The 17,779-nt window shown below is 46.7% G+C and carries 10 protein-coding genes; 9 read left to right on the top strand and 1 reads right to left on the bottom strand.

What is annotated here, in order from left to right; all coding sequences use genetic code 11:
* The first annotated feature begins 62 nt into the window (after positions 1 to 62).
* The 4 genes from AAHA41_RS08225 to topA are packed head-to-tail and all read left to right on the top strand — an operon-like array spanning position 63 to position 9,512.
* Positions 63 to 5,468 carry a strawberry notch C-terminal domain-containing protein gene (locus tag AAHA41_RS08225; protein ID WP_323071057.1) on the top strand — a complete coding sequence of 1,802 codons (5,406 nt, stop codon included), beginning with the start codon at positions 63 to 65 and terminating at the stop codon, positions 5,466 to 5,468.
* Between the two features lie 57 nt (positions 5,469 to 5,525).
* Entirely contained in the window at positions 5,526 to 5,933 is a 408-nt protein-coding gene (locus AAHA41_RS08220) for a hypothetical protein (protein ID WP_136501746.1), read from the top strand.
* 45 nt (positions 5,934 to 5,978) lie between these two features.
* Positions 5,979 to 6,581, top strand: a complete 603-nt coding sequence (locus AAHA41_RS08215; RefSeq protein WP_136501745.1) for a hypothetical protein — start codon at positions 5,979 to 5,981, stop codon at positions 6,579 to 6,581.
* Between the two features lie 15 nt (positions 6,582 to 6,596).
* Positions 6,597 to 9,512, top strand: coding sequence for a type I DNA topoisomerase (topA, locus tag AAHA41_RS08210; protein WP_323071055.1), 2,916 nt, complete (start codon positions 6,597 to 6,599; stop codon positions 9,510 to 9,512).
* Positions 9,513 to 9,770: 258 nt separating this feature from the next.
* Here the strand turns inward: topA and AAHA41_RS08205 are convergent, their stop codons facing one another.
* Positions 9,771 to 11,933, bottom strand: coding sequence for a hypothetical protein (locus AAHA41_RS08205; RefSeq protein WP_136501744.1), 2,163 nt, complete (start codon positions 11,931 to 11,933; stop codon positions 9,771 to 9,773).
* 1,887 nt (positions 11,934 to 13,820) lie between these two features.
* On the opposite strand from AAHA41_RS08205, the gene AAHA41_RS08200 reads away from it, so the two are divergent.
* From AAHA41_RS08200 to AAHA41_RS08180, 5 genes are all read left to right on the top strand, one after another.
* Positions 13,821 to 15,074: a hypothetical protein gene (locus AAHA41_RS08200; protein ID WP_323070915.1), complete on the top strand. Its 1,254-nt coding sequence runs from the start codon at positions 13,821 to 13,823 to the stop codon at positions 15,072 to 15,074.
* Between the two features lie 29 nt (positions 15,075 to 15,103).
* Positions 15,104 to 15,793: a hypothetical protein gene (locus AAHA41_RS08195; protein ID WP_136502158.1), complete on the top strand. Its 690-nt coding sequence runs from the start codon at positions 15,104 to 15,106 to the stop codon at positions 15,791 to 15,793.
* 82 nt (positions 15,794 to 15,875) lie between these two features.
* Positions 15,876 to 17,339 (top strand): DNA cytosine methyltransferase, encoded by a 1,464-nt coding sequence (locus tag AAHA41_RS08190; RefSeq protein WP_136502157.1) that lies wholly within the window; start codon positions 15,876 to 15,878, stop codon positions 17,337 to 17,339.
* A gap of 47 nt (positions 17,340 to 17,386) precedes the next feature.
* Entirely contained in the window at positions 17,387 to 17,542 is a 156-nt protein-coding gene (locus AAHA41_RS08185) for a hypothetical protein (protein WP_168797169.1), read from the top strand.
* A gap of 6 nt (positions 17,543 to 17,548) precedes the next feature.
* Positions 17,549 to 17,776 carry a hypothetical protein gene (locus AAHA41_RS08180; RefSeq protein WP_323070916.1) on the top strand — a complete coding sequence of 76 codons (228 nt, stop codon included), beginning with the start codon at positions 17,549 to 17,551 and terminating at the stop codon, positions 17,774 to 17,776.
* Positions 17,777 to 17,779 lie beyond the last annotated feature (3 nt).

Raw genomic sequence — 17,779 nt, 5'->3', positions numbered from 1 at the left:
GCCCGCAGATGCTTATATGATACTATTAAAACATATTTGACACCGCTAGCTGGGGTACAGTGATGAAGTGGATTAACCTTGAGAAGCACGGACTGCATCTATGTCCGCACCGTCTGAATAGTGGCAAGCTAATCTTGTTGATGGTTGGGGAGAATGCGGGTGCAAACTCCCAGTACGCAAAACAACTCAGTGAGTTGCATTTCCGCCCTCTTGCTCAAGAGGGATACTGGTTTACCAGTCATTACAGTAAGGACGACGGCTCTATCGCCGGACTGAAGCAAAAAGAGTTTCTACACCGCTTCCCTCAGATGGTGGTGCAGGAAATGAGCATTGAGCAGCTATCAAGTATCATTGTCACTCATGTGAGCAAACATCAAAATCAACTACGAGACTCATCGCAGTTGGCCGCTGATGCTGCAGAACTCAAGGCTCAACAATCTGGATCGGATGAAAATGGAGCCAATGAGCCAGCCCCCTCCCCCGCAGCCTTTCAGAACGTAACTCAGCTCACAACTCAGCTTTCGCAGAAAAACCTTATTGGTTTTAATTTGGACGGGCAGCGAGTCTACCAAACTGTTGAAGGCCGGTTCATTGAACGTGATGACAATCAAATTGAAGTCGAGCCTGCAGAAGGGGATGACCCTCGATTCTTGCGGGGAATGAGCGATGGAGTCCCAAGCATATCCAAGTTTTCCGCTTGTGCAGAAGGCCTTGTGCAGGCTGCCAAGAACGGCATCAACCTGGATATGGCAATGATTGAACAATCACTTGCCTATGCTCTGGATGGGCAAGTTCCTGCAAATCATGACTTCCCTCAAGACATGCTGCTTGATGTCTATACCAACGCAGTACATAACGGCACAAACCGAGCGCTGTTTAATGAAGCGGCCAATGCTGGGTCCATTCAGCCCTCGCTGATCCAGGCCGCTCAGTCACTATATGACCGTAGACCAACAGCACTCGATGATGACTTGCACCCAATAGCATCCCTCGTGGCTAGCAAATTCATGACTAGCTCACACAAAACAGTGTTGCTGGCCTCTGCTCGAAATAACTCAGCGCTGCTTGCATTGCCACTCGGCGATAGCAGCGGCATGAAGCTCCGCGTCAACACCTATGATGAAGAGAGCGGGATTCAGCTGGAGTACGAGATTGAGAAAACTCTCGGCCACAAAAAGGCAAGCGTGCAAACGCTGCATGAAGCGTCTCAGAATAGCCAGATCCAGAGCCATAGTAGTGATTTTCTGCTTGGCCATTTCACTGGAGGAAGACTAAGTCAATCCGTCAGCCTTTTCGGGACACCAGTTCATTACGCATCCCATTTGCGAGCAATGGATCACTTGAACTCACTACGTGAAAGTGGTGTAGGTATCGTTACCCTGGCAGCAGATAACGATCTGAATGATGGCGATACGACTCAATCACACGATTTTCTGTCCTGGGTGTATACAAACTTCAATGTAGTTGATGCCTTCGACGTAAACGCTTTGGCTTATCGTGGCCGAGCTGAAGCAGCGACCAGAATGTTGATTATCGCTGGGCGCAATCTTTTGCCTGACCCTACTTCTGCACCACAGCGCCTCCCGGTGTGTGAATCTATTGCTGCCATGATGCAGCGGATGTCACTTGCTCAACTCAAAATTTACGACCCTGATGCTGCGGCGATGTTGGATGGTGAACTGTCGAGTGTTGAAGACTCCTTGGCGAGGATGAAAGATACTCATAGCGACATACAGATGAATGAGTACCAGTCTCGCTATGTCCCTATGGCCAAAGTTGGCGACCCTACCTCATTAGTCCCTATTAATCTCCAGTACCCACAGCAAATCGCATTCATGCGTTACCAGGCAGATCCTGTTAATCGTGAGGTGATTGAAGACGAAAATGGTGAGCGCAAAATCAAGCTGATCACTGTTGAAGATAATTTGGCGAAAAAGCTGAATTACAGCCTGGAACAGGTCAATCGCTTCTTTGCCCCAGAGCAAAAAGATGCGATCGCTATGGCCATATGGCGTCACGAAAACAATAAGCCGTTCATTATTGGGGATGCTACTGGTGTGGGGAAAGGCCGAGTCCTTGCTGCAATGGCCCGGTACTTCCATCTGAACCAACTCAAAGTGATGTTTGTCACGAAAAATGACGACCTGTTTAATGATTTCTGGCGTGATGTTCGTGATATCGAGGCTGATGTAGGTAAAGACGCATTGGTGCCGTATGTAGTGAACGACGGAGCTGAAATTCAGGACGCCACTGGCAATGTTCTGTACAGCGGTACAGAAAAAATGAACAACATGCATATCAAGCAAGGGAAGTTCCCCGAGTATGCAAACTGCATGATGTTCACGTACACCCAAATTAACCGTTATTCGACTGAGGGGCTTCGCCAGAAAGGCTTTTACGACCCTCAGGGTCATTGGATGATGCCCAAGCGATATGTGAACCAAAAACCAAGCCCACGGATCGATTGGTTGATGGAAATGGCTAAGCAATCAGTGATCATTTCAGATGAGAGCCACGAAGCATCTGGATTAACATCCAACATGGGGGCCAATATGCGCCTCATGTTAGAGCGCTCTATTTCATCTGTCTTTTCCTCTGCAACATTTGCAGCTAACGAGAAGAAGCTGACTCTCTACAAAGAAATTTTCCCCCGCAGCATGAACATTGATGAGCTATCAAAAACTCTCCGGCGTGGTGGTGAGCATCTACAAGAAGTAATGGCTGCGAATTTGGTATCTGACGGTGCGATGACAGTGCGTAACAACGACTTGTCTACCATGCAACGCACAATGAAGGTCAGCGATGATCAAGAGCGCAACCGGGACCTTAATGACCGCTTCTCTGGCATTATGATGACCGTAAACCGCTTGTTGCAGGATGTTGATGTCAAGCGCGATACGTTCAATCAGCAGTTGCTTAATGCCCAGCAGCAGCAGGCCAATACAACTCAACAAGCTGTAAGCTCCACGCTCAAAGGTGTGAGCGTGAGGGGTACAAAATCCCTGGGCTTGCAAAGCACCGGTATTGGTTCTGTTCTGCAGAATATCTGTCGTCAATTCGTTCTTGCTGTTAACGCAGATTCTGTTGCGCGTGACGCTATCGATGCAGTTCGAAATGGTCAAAAACCAGTGATTTACATGGGGCAGACTGGGGAAACCCTTCTGAAACAGTTGATCACAAATCGGGACGATATCGATGATGATGACGATTCCGAGATCGACTACAACCCGAATGAGGTCAACATGCCGATGTTTCGGGATGCACTTCATCGCATGCTGGACAACACTCTAGTGATGAATAGAACTTTGGCTGATGGGACCAAAGTCAAAGTAAGTGCTCTCACACTCTTCACCGATAAGACAGAGCTGCAGCAATTTAATAACGCTTTACTTGAAGTACGAGCACTGATCGATAGTTTTCCAGATCTGCCCTTCTCTCCTCTGGACACAATTCGTCACTCGCTCGAGAAGAAAGGTGTGTTTGCCGGTGAACTGTCTGGACGCAAATTTGGCCTGACTGAGGATGTTGCTGGTGGATTTAACTTTTACTCCCGAGATTCTGCAAAACTGCAGTTGAAGAATAATCGTTCGATCTCTTGCAATAACAACATCGAATTAGTCAGAGCATTCAATGCTGGAGATTTGGATGCTTTGTTAATCACGAACTCTGGTGCAACTGGTTTAAGTATGCACTCGAGTGAGACGTTCGAAGACCAGAACCAGCGACTACTTATGCTGGCTGAGCCACCGACAAGTGTCATTGCATTGATGCAAGTTTTTGGACGTGTTTGGCGCCGTGGCCAAATGAATAACCCGGAGATCCGATTCAATTGCGCAGGCATTCCCGCAGAATACCGGACTGCAGCCTCACTAAATTACAACCTGGGTAAGATGTCTTCCCAGACATCAGCCAATCGAGATTCTTTTGCCAAATTAGACACTAAGTTCGATTTGCTCAACCCACTGGGTGATCGGGTTGTTCATAGTTACTTAGAATCTCGACCAGACCTCATTAAAGCCCTGAACTTTACTGCAAAAGACATGGGCGAATATGGTGAGTCAAATGAGGTCCGTACAAGCACTATTGATAGTTTGAGTCGTCGTTTCTCCGGGCGCTTGATCATGCTGTCAACTGAGGAACAAGAAGCTATCTACGCGGACCTGGATCTCATGTACAAATCAGCGTTGAACGAAATGGAGCTCCAGGGCCTTTCGCCACGTAAAGGATCCCGTTACGACTGGCAAGCTGTAGAGCTTTACAGAGAGCTGATTATGGGCACCGAGCAGGCAAACTATACCTCCGAGTTCGATCGCCCCATCTATCTGGCTAAATTGCAATATAAGCAACCATTAGTTCAACTCAACAGCTCGCAAGTTATGACCTTGATCGACGCTGGTATGAAGTCGTTGATGATGGATGGTCGTTCCAAGGATGCGGAACTGGAGCAGCCTCTTCATGGTATTCATAAACTGATGGAGAATGAGTTTCCACGGTATATGGAAGACAAGTTTCTGTACTACAAATCTTCCCGCCGTGAAAGTGTCAATATGTCCAACATCGGTGCCGAAATGAAGGCCGTGCTGAACGATGTAAATAATCGCTTTACCAAGGATTATTTGGCCATTCAGGACATTGTTAATTTGGTCGGTCGACTTGCACCCGGTAGCGTGTTTGAGTTGGGTGGACACGAAAATGTAATCACAAAAATCACCCCCCCACGACCGGGGCATGAAATGAATAGCTCTATGTGGATGATCACGTATTGCTCCCCAGGTGATGAGCCTTCAACTCGATCGCTCGACGCGCTGCTGTATTCCAACTCAAATTTCAAAGCTGATCGATTTGATGATTTCCATCCTCTCTATGATGAGTTCAATAGCATCAAAAAGGGGGCCTTCAGCATAGAGAATCGCTACATTTTAGCTGGCAACTTATTCATGGCCGCAGACCTGTGCGTGAAGCTGAAGAAAGGCAAGCCATGTGCTTACAGTGATGTAACGGGTGCATATCATCAAGCTATGCTGATGCCTGAAGATTTTTCACCTAAAACTCTTTTCAACCACCCAGTCAGACTGCAAACCGCGTCATCAGCAATCGCTTATTTGCTTGAAAATAAAAATACAAACAAACTGTTTGGTAATGATGACGAAAAAGGTGGAACTAGCGACTTCAGCATTAGCTATATGCCAAAAAATAAGTGTTTCCAGGTTGTTTTGCCAAAGACACATTTGCATAATGTAACCATGGCTAACATCACCCCTCATGTGACAGCTCCGGGCAAAGACACGGCCAATTACATTTGGTTCCGTGTAGCAGACTCACAAGCTGCAATAGCCGCAGTATTGTCCGAGGCAGTGCAAGCAGGGATCCCAATTTATACAGGTTCTGGTGGTGTAAAATGGTTGCGAGATTACGATGAAAAGCAGCGCCAACTGCAAAACCAATCCTCGCAAACATTGACTGCATAAAATTGAAATGATGGTGCCCTGTAATCAGGGTGCCATTCCTTAAATGGGGAGATTACGATGATTACTTTAGTTGAGATAAACAGTGTTTCAGCACGAATGGAAAAGCTTGCAAAGCTGGTTAATGGTTCCATCAAAGATGATGATGAAGGGGTTGATATCGAGTGTGGAGTAAAAGTTAATGGTGCTCCTTCAAGTATTACTGTTAGCTATCATGAGCTAATTCATGGTGATGGGACCAATCAGGTTACCATCATCGCCAATTGTTCCGCCCCCCACGATAAGGGCGACTCTTGGCTGATGGAGTTAGAGATTGGTGAGCGGAAGGATGATTTTCATGAGCCTGTAATAACGTTGAATCGAGCCGAATATCATGGTTTTCCTGTTGCTGTGGAAGATGCTCATTCAAACATCAATGAGTTGATCAATCAGGCTATGCAACAGGTCTCCGGTTCGATGCTGTCGTGACAGTTAGTCGCTATTTTGTGATATATGGGCTGATGCGGAGACGTTATGACAACGACAAGTAAAAAAAACTTGAGTGAACTCAACGACTCGCTTGCACAAAAACTGCAGTCGTTTGAAAAACGGCATGTAGACTCCCTTGTGCCAAAAGGCTCCATAATTTGGCTGCGTGACGGTGTGTTCAACACCGATGGAGATATTCATCACTTGGTTGTTAAAGAAGATACTCGTTGTAACCATGCAATCGCACTGGATGGAAGTATTTGCTTTACAACATCAAAAGTGATTAAGGAGGCGGTAAAAATCTCCTTGCAAAGCGCAATGAAATTTCTCGAATTGCCAGAACAACTCGATTACTTAGCTCGCATTGAGAAGGACGTCACATCCAGCGATCTCTCCATCATAACTGTGCCTGCAAATCAGTTGGCGTGGCGTGCGATATCTAATGGTAAATCAGAGCTGTCTGCAATTTTGGACGATAAGAACCCTGTGGACTTACATCTCATGACCGTGAGTCCTCTAGGACAGGATTTGATCGCCCTAGTTGGATTTGGCAAACCGGGGAAAGCCGCTCTCAAATCGATTCAGGCTAAATTACAGAGCCATGAATTAACAACTTCATCTAAGACGTCTGCGTCCATGACACACTAATCAAAAGAGGTTGTAATGGATCTGTTTATTGTCGAGTCACCATCAAAAATCAAAAAAATCAAAGAAATTCTTGGAGACAAGGATTTTGATTTCGGAGCGTCCGTTGGTCATGTTGCTCAATTGCCACTTCGCGACCTCGGTGTTGATGTGTCGAATGGTTTTAAACCAAGTTATGAGCTCAGTGAGCGAGGGCGAGAGGTAATTAATAAGCTGAAGCGCCAGGCGGCAAGATGTAGCCGTGTAATTTTGGCAACCGACCTTGATCGTGAGGGGGAGGCAATTGCTTGGCACCTCAAACGCTATCTGGATCTTAAAGACGGTCAGTATGTCCGGGTCGTTTATAACGAGATCACAGCCCCAGCTATCAAAGCGGCAATCGCGAATGCTCGTGACATTGATATGCAAATGGTTGCAGCGCAAGAGTGCCGTGTCGTGCTTGACCGATTGGTAGGATACCCAGTTAGTCAAGCCCTAAATAAGCGTTCAACAATGTTGCTCTCTGCAGGTCGAGTGCAAACAGTGGCCCTTCTCATCATTGTTAAGCGTGAGTTGGAAATTGGTAATTTTTCTCCAACGCCTCATTATGCCCTGCGTACTGATTACCTAACGGATCAAGTAAAGTGGAGTGCATATTGGGATTATCGCGCTTTCGCCACTGCTCTCAATATCAATTTGAATCCAGATAACTCAGCAGCGGATGATGAGGGGGAAAGCCAAGAGGACCCAAAGCAAAAATCTAGCAAGGTAATCTGGACTGATCAGTCTATGCTGAATCAGATCCGTCAGGTTTTGCTGTCAAATCCACAATTTGATGTTATCAGCACAAAATCCAAGATAAATAAACGTTCAGCCCCACCCCCTCTCACCACATCCTTAATGCAGCAAGCTGCAAGTACCAAGCTGGGTTTTGGGTCAGACGAAACAATGAGCCTAGCTCAGAAATTATATGAAGCTGGGATGATTACTTATCATCGAACGGATTCAAAAAATCTATCCGATGAGGCGATTGAAGAGATCCGGGCCTGGATTTCTCAATATGAAGTAGATAAGGGAATTAGCGGCTTGCTTCCAGCAAGTCCACGACACTTTGACAATGGTTCAAATGCTCAAGAAGCCCATGAAGCGATCCGCCCAAGTCATATCAAAAATCTAGGCAATACCATTACAGATCCCAAGCAACGGGCTCTTTACGAACTGATATGGCAACGAGCGGTGGCGTCGCAAATGTCTGCTGCAGAGTACGAGGGAACATCCGTCCGGCTACGTAGTCACGCTATGTTCAATAGCGTGCAGCTTGAATTTGAAGCGAAGGGAAATGTCCAAAAATTTGCCGGGTGGCGGACACTTATCGACGATGATGGCATTGAGGAAAGCGCAAGCAAGGCGGCAGCTCAGTCTCTCCCGGTCATTAACCAAGGACAATCCTATCAATGTGAGACTTTGGATATTGAGCAGCATAAGACATCTCAACCGCCGCGATACACTGAAGCATCCCTGGTCGCAATGCTTGAGCGAAAAGGTGTTGGCCGTCCCTCAACTTATGCCAGCATTATCAAGAAAATTATTGTTCGAAAGTATGTGGCGATAGAGAAGCGTAAATTCCTAGCAACCCCACTTGGAATGGAAATAATAAAAAGTCTTGAGCCAACATTTTCCTTTGTTGATGTTGATTATACCAGTGCGATGGAGTCTCAATTAGACTTGATCGCAAAAGGGCAAAGTAAGTTTGGCGCTGTAATTTCGTCCCTATGGAAGGATCTGAGCGCAGAACTAAACATGTTCGCTAACGAATCAGCCATGTTTAAGTCTACTGGGCCAACGTATACGTGTCATCATTGCCAATCTGTACTCAGAAGGATGCAGAGCAAACAAAAGGAAGGTGAGTTCTATTGGTTGTGCTCAAACAAAGAAAGTTGCGGTCTCAGCCTTCCCGAGATTAATGGTCGCCCACCAAGGATTAATGGTGATTACGGCTGTAAAGAATGTGGTAAGCCATTGATCGTGCGTCGAACTAAAGACAGAGTAATCCGTTTTCGTTGTAGCGATAAGGTTTGCGGTGCTGGGTATGCATATAATGATGGCACACCAGATTTCAGTCAGAATCTGTTTTCAAAAACATCTGACTATAAGTGTCCGACATGCCAGGCCAACAGCAAAGAGGGTTACCTGATACGCAGGATAGGTAAAACATCCCAAAAACCGTTTTGGGCATGCAATACGCCAAATTGTCCGGTTATGTTTCCGGAAATCGCGGATCCAAGCAGTAGTGAAGGCAAACCTAATTTTGACTTTAAGCCGTTGCCAACCACATCAGAGCACGTCTGCCCAGGGTGCCAAAAAGGACGATTAGTCCCTCGCCACAGTACAAAATGGGAGAGAGACTTTTGGGTATGTAACGATGACAAATGCAAGACCTTCGTGGGGGATGTCAATGGTGTGCCAGACCCAAATTTCAAACCACAGCAGACGACATCGGACCACGTATGCCCGCGTTGTTACAAGGGGCGTTTAGTCAAGCGTCATAGCACGACTCACGATAAAGACTTCTGGGTTTGCAACGTTAAAAGCTGCAAGACATTCATAAGCGACGCCAATGGCCAACCAGATCTATCTCAAGACAAGTCCGGTCCTAAATGCCCCCTTTGTGCTGCAGTAGGTCATGAAAACTACCTGGCCCTCAAAAAAACCGGGACTGGGGAGTATTTCCATTGCCAGGGTCTCAACTGTGGTCAGCGCGTTGACAGCGATGGGGGGCAGCCAGACGGGAAATTCATGGCTTGTTTGAACGACATAGGGATGCGTTTTAAGCTTGTTGGTACACGGGAATGCCCAGATTGTAAGGTCGGGGTGATGAAGGTGACAAAAGGTAGTAGGGGGCCATTCCTTGCTTGTAGTAACTATCCAAAGTGTAAGCGCACAGAAAATATCTAACCGGTGATCGTCTGTAGGCCTATAACAAAATGGGTCCGGAAGCTGCAAAGCATCCGGACCCATTGTTTCATATTTAAGTGATTGATTTTAAATTAAATATGCCATGTTTGTATGCGACATTCGCTCATGAAACATGAAAGCATGCTTGCGTGTTTATTCCTGACAGTTACAGCCTCTTGATGCCAGGATCCCCTCCCCTTCTTCTCATGTCACAGATCCGCATCTTCAATCTGTTCTGTCCCGGAAGCTGGGTGGGACTTACTTCCCGCCTTTTGCAGACCGACGTTCAAAAGCCTCGTTTTCTTTCACCTGACGCTTGTAGTCATTGATCGACTCGCGGCTAACCTCATACTGAGAACGGAACCAGGTCGCCATCCCAGGGTCGCTGGCGGCCAGAATCGGAGTTACAAGCCGAGCCTCATAAACGAGCCGGTTTATAGAGCCAAGCACTTTCAATGACATCAGCTGATCGCGTTGAATCGCCTTTCTGACGGCCATGATTTTTGTATGATGAAGGCTGTACCAAGCCGTCGCCGATTGTCGTGTGGTTCTACATGGGATCTCACGAATAAGTGATTCTATTTCAGATGTGGAAGCCTTGCTTGGCTTTGAGGCCAAGCCTACGGCTTGAGGATTCTGGAGGCGAATCGACTCAAATAAGGCAGCTTGAGGATGTCCTGTAGAAGCAAGGATCCGAGCAAATACAGTCAAACGTTGCTGCCTTACTCCACGTAGCTCGTGCCGTGCGGCGACGAGGCTGATTTTGGCGGCTGCTTTAACTGCCTTGACGATGGCGGCCACCGCCTTTTTATTGTCCTCCAGCCAGCGGACATAGTTTCGGTCCATCCCTCTCGGGAACATCAATGAAGCAAAATGTTTCGCAGTCTCCGAATCGCATCCTGCTGTTTGCGTGGGGACTTCCCTAGCAGGCTTCCTGGATATCGGTGTTGATTCGAGATCAAACACATCCTCCATCCCAACTGGTTCATGCTCAATAACGATTGCTTCTTGGGTTGGTTGGGCCTGCTCAAACTTGGTCAGTTTATGTCCAAATCGGTGCCCCAGTAATGTGACGGTACTTTTTGCAGTCAGACGAATGGGTACACCCTTCTTGAAATTTGCATATTCAAGCGAACAGCGTAGCAGACCTTTTTCTTGCATCTCTTTTAAAGCATTAGTCAACATGTCATATGCTGATGTGTCATAACGACGGTCTAACGACGGGAGCGGATGGATTTCACGCAGTATTTTTTCAGCTTTATATGGGGCCAGGTTCAAGACGCGCCAACCATCTGTGTCCAGTTTGCCTTGGTTACCCTGAGAGACGATCCACATTGCTAATAGTCGTGAGAATTGAGTGGTCAGCTGAATAAGGCTAATCCGGTTTACTGGCAGTAGTTTTGTTGTTGAGCGATAGAGGCCCCGGAGCTCTCTCGTCGGCGACATGTGAATGTTCCCGTCCTCCAGCTTGAGCGTGCCTGAAAGGTTAACCATCATCGCTTTAGTGGCTCTGGTGCGGCCCTCAGCCTCTTCGGCTGACGCATAGAACGTCAGGACTACCGACTTGATCCTCTCTAGGGATGCGATAATGCGCCCTATATTATGGCAGTCTGCAGGTAGCTGATCAGGTGGGATCGGTTTATAGAATTCAGCCATAGACATAATCCGAGGCTTAGTGACCATTTGCTCAAATTCGTCCTCACTCATACGTCCAAACCAGTGAACAACGCATAGATAATTAACCAGATCCAACTCAGTATTGAGAGCCGATCCAGACATAGTCATAACGTTATAGTATTTCTGAATTGGCATTGATAAATGATGAATTATCGTCTTATCTAGCGCTGGCGGTTTTGTCGGATTTCGCATAACACGAAACAAACCTCGTCGCATCGTCATTTCAGTGTGAAGGTCTATTGATGCGGGAGGAATGTATGGGTATAGCGATGTTCCATTGTTTGTTTCAGCATCCTGGTCTCCATAATTATCGTCTTCCAGATCATCATAATGATGATCTGGAAATGAATTTAATGGTCTACTTACAGGCTCTTTGATTGGCTGAAATACTTGTTCTTCTGGGCGTTTTGATACCGGCTCAAGGCTTACACCTTGAAGATTTACTTCGCTGGAAGTGTGCTGTGTCTTACCTGTTGACGATGGGCTATACAATTCACTGAGGCTACGAACCCCTTTCTCCATTTCAGGATCTAACAGCACTCCACCAATTGACGCAAATGTATTCCAAAGAGCGGCAATTGCCCCCTGATAAGACAGACTGCTATTGATCATCATTATCGCAGTAACGGCGTCTACAGCCCTGGGGTTCGGCTGCAAAGTAGGCCGAATGATGGGGTGCAGCGCTTGATTGATGCCCATTCGGTTCAGGTATTCATCCAAAATTGCGGACGAGATCACATCCATATTCACTTCCTGCCTGTTGATAAGGCTGTGTAAATGCTGTTTGTATCGTGTGCATAAGCTGTTAATTCAGCAATACATGCACCCAGTGTAGATAATGCATGCACCCAGTATAACCAATACATGCACCCAGTTAAAGCAATACATGCACCCAGTGTAGATAATGCATGCACCCAGTTAAAGCAATACATGCACCCAGTGTAACCAATACATGCACCCAGTGTAGGCAAAATAAACCCCTTATAAAACAATGTCTTGGTAACGCCTTATCTTTAAAGATCTTTGATCTCTCAGTCCTTCCAGATCTCTAACAGATCGAAAGATGATCCTAAAACATTAAAAAGCGAACTTCGCTCAAGTAGATGTAAAGATCTGGCGCGTAAGGATTTTTTGCTTTAAGATCCATTGGATCCAAAGGATCTCCGTTTTGTGTGTGTGTCCACTGACGCTTTATGCACGCAATCAATAAAAACGTGAAGATCAAGCAAGTAGGATCCAAATGTAGTTTTGGCAGAGAAGCGCGGTCATATGGATCACTAAGCGTAAAAAAATGCCAAAATAATTGGGGTTTATAATTGGTTGTAAAAAAGCATTGCAATTAAGCTTTTAGATGCCCCTTTAAAAACATTTAATTTACCATGTTGCAATTTCCTTGTGCAGGATTGCATCGTGGCATAAGACGACCAATTGATATCAACCAGTTGTGAGTCAAAACATATCTTTTATGTAACCATTGATTGGCTCAAATTGGATCTGAGTGGTGGTGATCACGACAAAGGATAATCGGTGATCACAGGTCGGCTCATTGAAGATCAACAGGCCAGCAGGGCAACATTTTAGAGGAAAAACGGATATGTTTATTAAATGGCTATGGATACTAATGTTCGTCGTTGGGATGGTGATTGCAGCTGTTGTCGTGATCGGTGGAATACAGATTTACTGGGGGATCCTAGGGGGCGTGCTGGTCGCTATAAGCATGCAGATCAGACAATATGCCGAGGGGCATCATAGCGACAAGCTAGTTAGCTGACTTGGCTGTCCGTCAGGCAGGATCGCCATATACTTGACCTGACGGAACGGAGTTACCGCCCCATCTTAAGCCTTTCTTCCACTTACGCTGCCTGACCTGATCAGGTTCTTGATCTAATCAAACCTCCTTAACCAATTTTGATCAGATGCTAGATGCAAGCAAAAGTGTTGCCATCGTATGTGGCGCAACAGAGCCGTGCATCTAATGTTGATGCCAATGGTCCATCTGTGCCGCTGTACAGATGAAGAGCGCACTACCCAATGGGTAAGTAGCGGAAACAAGCACGAGTGCCTACACGCGTTGCTAGGAGGCCTTCTGCATTAGAAGGCTACAGCCATTTGACCTGAGTTGTTGTTTTTGCAGTTAGGTCTCTTGCAACCCCTTATTCGGTCGTTACATTCACCAGGCCATATTTTCATGCAGCCACCATGATCCCACCAACCACTTAGGCATTCATGAATAAATGTCAGCGCTTGGCGAATGTCGCACACAATGAGGTTAGGCATGGCGCATGTATGCTCGTTTTGGCCACCGGGTCAGAATGGCCTGACTGTGTAGCTTGGTTGATGCAAGAGCTTCTCCATAATCATCGAGTGCTCTTGCAAAACACTTTTGGGAGCTCGTGCTCTACTGAAGGTATGAGGTTACCAAAGCAACAGCTAGAGTAAGGTCTCCCCCTCCCCTCCCCTCCCCTCCACCCTTCCTGCCAGGAATACACTGGCAAGCTCACATTTCACTCATGCTTGCTTGACAAGCTAATGTGCTGGTGCAATCCTTTGCATGAAGTTTATATAGGTGTAAATAAACATTTAGTGATCTAGCAAGAGTTACATACTCTCAATCAAGACAGGAACATAGTTATGGAACTGAACATTTTTGAAACCCTTGAGGCTGAAGTAGCCTTAGCCAGTGAGTCTAATGAATCTCGCAATATCGCGCTGGAAGTTGAACGGTACGAAGAGATCAATGGTGAGATGTGCGTTATCGGGATTGATATGCTGACCGGTAAGCAGACCCAGGTTGCCCTTTATGAGGATAAAGGTGCTGATGGTCGTTCTTATCCGCGCACCTCTTTGGATGTCCGTGCTGATGGCGGTACAAATCGTCACATCCCTGCTGGAGGGATCATGATTCTGGAGCGAGCTTATGAGCAGCCAGAATCAACAGATGACATGGTGATTGCCAAGGCTGGCTGGACCCATACCGGAACTAGCAGTTTCGACGATGGCATGTATTTCTCCAAGTTCATGACCGTTCAGCTGATCCCGGCAAAACATGGCAAGAAGTGTGGTGCATTCGTTGAGTGGGTGGGTAACTCCGAGGAAGAAACCCGACTCTGTCAAACGATGGAAGATGTGAAAAAAGGTGTTACTGAACTAATCGTTGACAGTGACATCGACTCGATCCGCCCCCATGTTCATGTTCGCCTCATCGATACTGGGAGCAGCAAAAGCATGGTGTTAGCCGATCTGGTTCGTCACAACGGAAATGCGTCTAACAACTTCGCGCGTGAAAGTGTAGAGGCTTACATCAACCGCGTCTTCAATCAGCCCCAGTCTGGCGACAAGTTCGTAAAAATCATTCAGGGCCTCTTTGATCGCTTCAATGGTACGTTGCCACCTCAATTCAAGATGGAACTGCTGCGTGGCGGTTCTATGCCCATGACCAACAACCGTAAAGCGAAGCTGTTCGATAAAAACGGACAGATCCCGATGTTGAAGGGCGATGGTGGAAAACCGGTCGGCCAGGTACTCAAAGATCTGTTCAGTGTTGGAAATGAAGGTAAGCGTGATACCCCGATGTTTACTCAAGGGCATATCACTCTCAAGAACAGTCTGAAACACGAGGGCGTTATGTTCTTGAGCTATGCGAACCCGGTAAAGAGTTATGCTGAGTTTGTTGAGTTGAAGGATATTCCGTCAGTCAATTTCCATCCTGAGCCTGCAAACGTTGTGTTCAAAGATGCGACTATGGAGTCTGAGCCTGAGCCCGATGATGAACTGGGAGCCTCTGCTGCAGAGATCGCAGAGATCACTCAATCTGTCAGCGACAGTGTTGCTCGAGCTCAGGAAGGTTCGACCAAAGAGCAGTCTGCACGTTCGATGAAGGTCTAACCCCTCCCCTACTCATAGGGATATCCGGTTTGAAAAAGCTGAGCCTCTGGCTCAGCTTTTTTTTCAATACGGCATTGAACTCCAGGGGGATTTCAAATCTAATTGTTTCTAGATACCAAATAAACATAAACAAGGTGGCGATCAAGATGACTCAGGCGCACATTGAACTGGATCCAACACACCGAGACTATAACAATGACGAGGATGTTGATATCGACCAGGTCATTGCGAGGTCTCTGTTGAAAGCTGCGGGCTGGACTGGTAGTGAAGCTGTAGATGGAAGTATCTTTGATTGTGATGCCGTCTATTTTTATTGCGCCCAAACTGGCCGTGCCTCTGCTCAGTTTGTGTCGCATTCTTCGCTTCGAGGTGCCGGACATGAACATTTGGTCAAGCGCCAGAGCATTCCCCTTGGAAAGGATGGGTTTGTCCAGATTGATGCTGCTTGCCACAGAGAGCTTGCTCGCGATCTGTTAGTTCAACAGTGGGCATCGCTGCAGAAAGCAAGGCCTTGTGCGTCTGTTGAAGGTGATCGAATGCATGTCGTAGTTCGCTTTGATAAGCGAAAAAAGAACGAGATCGTGGCAAGCGTCAAAGTCTTTACGAATAACGAAACCGTGCTGCCATATTGGGAATTCATTCAAATGGTTGGAACTAATCCCGAATTAAAGCAATTGCGTCACAGTGTAAAAAGCAAAGATGTTTTCGCTCATCAATAGCTTTCCTTAGCTTTTAATTATTCCTTGTGTTGACGTTAATTATTTGGTTGTGTATGCTGCATCTATAGTCAAGGAGCGCAGAATGACAACCACAATCAACACCAAGTTAGGTACAAACAAAAACACTGTTCCTCGTATCTGGATTGAAGGCTATAAACTGCTGCGTGAAGGTATTCATCCCTGCATGAAGTACGTCATGCGGCACGACAGAGAGATAGATAGTTTTGTGGTGACTGTCCATGCTGACGGGGTCCCCATCAATACATCCCATCATGTAAAACAAGGTTCTGTTAGCCGCAGGAAAGTGCGTGGAACAGACGATACTTACCTGCCGTTACTCGAGATCGCGACCCAGGAATTTCGGGATGTTTTTGCGAACAATCCTATTCGCGTCGTGATTACGGGAACAAGGATCACGATCTCAATCGCCAGAGTGGCAAAAGACTTGCTGGAACGTCTTACACGATTCCGGAGCCGCATTTCCAATGGTGAGCCGATGCGAGTCATGAGCCAATTCCATGGCGGTGGAGTCATGGATTTAGCTGCTCATTATGGGATGGCCAAGCACAAGATTGCTTCCTATGTGCGGATGGCGTTTGAGCTCGATGGTAGATACCTTGACTCGTCGTTACAAAACAACCCGGAACTATGGCGAGATGACTCCCTGATTTTTGAAGGATCGATCGAAAATTTCAATCCTGCTGGAGCAAATGTCCCCAAATGTGAATTGCTGATTGTCGGTTTGCCATGTACAGCTATAAGCCTTGCCGGGCGCGCAAAGACTCCGATGATCAATGCTGAGGATCATCAGGATGTTGGTCATATGCTGTTTTATTTTTTGAATGGAGCTCTCGCATCTAACCCAGCAATGATCCTTATCGAAAATGTCCCACAAATGCGCACCAGCCCAACTATGTCGATTATCCGCAACACGCTGCGTAGTCGCGGCTATGTGCTCTCCGAGCGGATTTTGAATGGCAATGACTTCGGTGCCCTTGAATGCAGGGACCGCTTCTTCTGTGTGGCTGTGAGTGAAGGAATGCCAGAGCCCAATTTGGCATTTGTAGCTGGCGAACGTGCTATGCCTGCGAGTTTGGCTGAGGTGCTTGAAGATCTTGGTGAGGAACACTTCCTCGATGTTGGCTACTTGCTTAAAAAAGAAGAGCGTGACAAGAAAAAAGGTTCGCACTTCGAAGCTGTTCTTGTTGGACCTGAAGTTACTTCAGTACCGACCATCTGCAAAGGTTATTCAAAGGTCCGCAGCGGTGAGCCTTACCTGTTGCATCCAGACCGTTCGCTTGTTGGGTTTGCACGCAAATTTTCAGCTGTAGAGCACGCAAGAATCAAAACTATCCCTACCGATATTGTGCGCGGACGTTCACAGACTGTAGCGCACGAGATTATGGGGCAATCTGTAATTTTTGAAGTGGTTCGTTGTTTGATGGGGCACTTGGCCAAGCAGTGGCGCATCTGGATTGACTGGGGACTGGATGGGATTGTTCGCCCCTGTGATTATCTCAAGGCCGATGAGTCTTTGGCTGCGTGAGTACATAAAAAGCACCACTGCAGTGGGCTGATTTGGAGGAGTAAATCATGGAAAATGTAGAAGTTAAAAGTACAAAAACAGCTGACTTTCTGGACAAAGACCTAGCTGAAGTTGTGATACAAAATGCTAACGTCCGCCTGATAGTTAAGGATCATGCTGTCCACGCTGGCTTTGCGGTCCCCCATGAACAATTGAGTGAGTAAAAAATAATGGCGCAGGAATGGATTGTTTTTTTTGTGGTCGTTTCAGTGATTGTTATCTGCTGCTGGCGGCTTAAGCGTAATGGCAAAACCCAAGAGCAACCTACTCATGTTGATGATGAACATTATCAGTTGGGTTGGGAACATGCGTTAGCCGGTAAAAAGCCATCATTGGAAACTGAGGCTTATCAAGACGGCTATAGTGATGGGCGAAAAGCCCTTAAGAAAAAGAATTAAGGG

The organism is Aeromonas sp. SER, from assembly GCF_038739615.1.
Taxonomy (GTDB): domain Bacteria; phylum Pseudomonadota; class Gammaproteobacteria; order Enterobacterales; family Aeromonadaceae; genus Aeromonas; species Aeromonas jandaei.
The sequence above is the reverse complement of the archived record's forward strand: the minus strand, read 5'-3'. Positions and strand labels throughout refer to the sequence as shown.